Origin of the sequence: Wolbachia endosymbiont of Drosophila leontia, from assembly GCF_028981785.1 — a bacterium.
Taxonomy (GTDB): domain Bacteria; phylum Pseudomonadota; class Alphaproteobacteria; order Rickettsiales; family Anaplasmataceae; genus Wolbachia; species Wolbachia pipientis.
Window position 1 is genome coordinate 2,068 of sequence record NZ_JAPQLK010000132.1, and the last position, 2,748, is coordinate 4,815.

4 protein-coding genes are annotated in these 2,748 nt (G+C 36.4%); all 4 read right to left on the bottom strand.

Features of this window, described 5'->3' with window-relative positions; genetic code table 11:
- Positions 1–63 precede the first annotated feature (63 nt).
- Positions 64–1,074, bottom strand: coding sequence for a beta-ketoacyl-ACP synthase III (locus tag OZD63_RS04580; protein ID WP_182321005.1), 1,011 nt, complete (start codon positions 1,072–1,074; stop codon positions 64–66).
- Positions 1,067–2,104 carry a phosphate acyltransferase PlsX gene (plsX, locus tag OZD63_RS04585; RefSeq protein WP_274980148.1) on the bottom strand — a complete coding sequence of 346 codons (1,038 nt, stop codon included), beginning with the start codon at positions 2,102–2,104 and terminating at the stop codon, positions 1,067–1,069. The genes OZD63_RS04580 and plsX overlap by 8 nt, the downstream gene beginning before the upstream one ends.
- Before the next feature lie 10 nt (positions 2,105–2,114).
- Positions 2,115–2,297, bottom strand: coding sequence for a 50S ribosomal protein L32 (gene rpmF, locus OZD63_RS04590; RefSeq protein ID WP_275008252.1), 183 nt, complete (start codon positions 2,295–2,297; stop codon positions 2,115–2,117).
- 309 nt (positions 2,298–2,606) lie between these two features.
- Positions 2,607–2,748 (bottom strand): transposase (locus OZD63_RS04595; RefSeq protein ID WP_275008078.1); only part of this gene is annotated, 142 nt, incomplete at its 5' end.

Here is a 2,748-nt window from a genome sequence, read left to right on the forward strand (position 1 = left end):
TAGATATACCTCTTTCTTAACTATGCTTATTTTACCTCATATTTTCGAGATCCTTAACAGGTTCTAATAGTGCAGCAACACGGAACCCCAGGTCAGGCCTGCACCTATTGAAATCAGCAGTACCAGATTTCCTGATTTTATTTTTGATTCTTGTATTGCATAGTCTAAGGCCAGTGGAATTGATGCCGCTGAGGTGTTTGCATGCTTATCAACGGTATTAATCACTTTCTCTATAGGAAAATCTAATTTCTTTACTACTGCTTCAATAATACGAATGTTTGCTTGATGGGGAATTAACCAGTCAATATCAGTGATTTTCAAATTATTGCATTTCAGAGTTTCCTCTACTGAGGCTGTTAACTTATCCACTGCATGTTTAAACACTTCTCTTCCATTCATGCATATTTTTCCAGAATCACCAGTTGAGGATATCCCTCCGTTCGTACATAGTATGTCCACATTGCCATCAGAATATAGGCTAGTTGAAATTATACCTTTTGTAACCCCCTTCTCTGCCACCCAAGTATCAGCATCATTTGTTGGAATGACGTTAAAATGACATGCTGATTTCATTATTACTGCACCAGCACCATCACCAAAGAGTACACAAGTTGACCTATTTTCCCAATCAACAATCCTAGACATTATTTCAGCACCTATAACCAATGCATATTTAATTCTATTGTTAGATTTTATGAGCGAATCAGCAACTGTAACTGCATATATAAAACCAGAGCATGCTGCTTGTACATCAAAAGCAAATGCGTTTTTACATTTTAACTTACTTTGTACAATCGTTGCACAGCTAGGAAAAGTTTTATCAGGAGTTGTTGTAGCAACTATAATCAAGTCAATTTCATCTACTGAAATTTTAGCTTTTTCTATAGCACTTTTTGCTGCATTTACAGCTAGATCTGACGTTAGTTCTCCTTCATCTGCTATATGCCTTTGAACTATTCCTGTTCTCTGCCTTATCCATTCATCGCTCGTCTCAACTATCGATGCAATTTCGTTGTTACTCAACATTTTTCTTGGTAGGTAAGATCCAGTGCTTAATATGAAACTTTTATTCAATATGACTTACCCCGTTAATTATCTTTTGATTTAAATTTTCACTAATTGCATTTACTGCAAATTTTATGGCATGGGCAAAAGAAATAGCATCAGAATTTCCATGACTTTTAATGATGATACCATTCAGCCCTAAAAACATAGCTCCACTTCTAATTTTGGGATTAAAACGCGTTAAAGCTTTATTTAGTTTGGATTTTAACAATATACCAACAAGCATTTTCGCTATCCACGAATTGAATACTTCCTGCTTTATTAGATTGATAAAGGTACTAGCGGTTGCCTCAGCCGTTTTGAGCATTACATTGCCAACAAAACCATCAGCAACAATCACATCTATATTACCCTCTAAAAATTCACTTGCCTCTGTATATCCTTTGAAATTAATGCCTGGAGCGTTTTTAAGCAACTCAAAAGCGCCGCGCACTGAGTCATTACCTTTAACTTCTTCTGTGCCGATATTTAGCAAAGCAACTTCAGGATTGTCAATTTTTAATGCTATTTTTGCAAATATACTACCCATTAACGCAAATTGAAATAATGAGTCGGCATTACAATCAACATTTGCACCAAGGTCAAGCAAAGCGAAGCTTTTTGTCTTAGTTGGACAGATAGAGGCAATAGCAGGACGATAAATGTTTGGTAATGTTCCTAAAATAAATCTGGAAATTGCCATCAATGCTCCGGTGTTGCCTGAAGACACCACTCCGAAAGCTTTACCTTTTTTTACTGCCTCAATGGCAGCTTTCATACTTGAGTCTTTACGATGTCTCAGCGCAAAAGATGGCTTATCATTTGCAAGGACATTGTCAGAACAATGAGTAAATTCAGAATTGTTACTTACTTTTTTATATTTCAAAAGCAAAGGAGATACTTCTTCCTTATCTCCATAAATATGAAAAAAAACTTTAATGCCTGGGTCAACAAGGTTGTCTAAAAAAAAACCAGCACCCTGAATTACGGAAAGAGGCGCAAAATCGCCCCCCATAGCGTCAAGTGCAATAACTATATTATTATTGACCGTAGGTAACATATCATAATAGTCACTCCGCCCGTTGCTTGATGAAAACCCGTTTTCCTTTGTAACTGCCATCAACTGCTACGTTATGAGGCAACATGAATTCCCCAGTTGTTGAACATACCACAACATTCTTAGGCTCAATAGCATGATGAGAACGATGCATATTACGCCTTGACTTTGACTTTTTTCTTTTTGGAACTGCCAAAATTTCCTCCATTCTACTACAAAATACAATACATTAGTAACATATTTTTTACAGGAAGTAAACAGGGATAGTAAAATAAGTAAGGTTTGCTTATGTAATTGAGTTCTATAGCTAAAGTGGCTCTACAATTTGAAAAACCGTCATTCAGCTACTCGTTAGCGGAATCTATACCGCGAATGAATCCATAGCTGTACGAACATTCATTTTTGAAGGTAAATTGCACAACAGATGATGTCATTCCAGTCTGGAATCCAGAAATTTTGCTTATAACTGAGCTGATGAGCTAAAGGTAGTTGTCTTAGAACCTGTTTAAAATCTTCGTAATAGGAGAGAAATGAAGGAAAGGACAATCATTTGCAAGCTGGTGTTRAGTTTACGTTCGCAATTTTTCCACAATCTTCTACATTTTTCTAACCAAGCAAAAGATCGCTCAACAACCCATCTCTTTGGC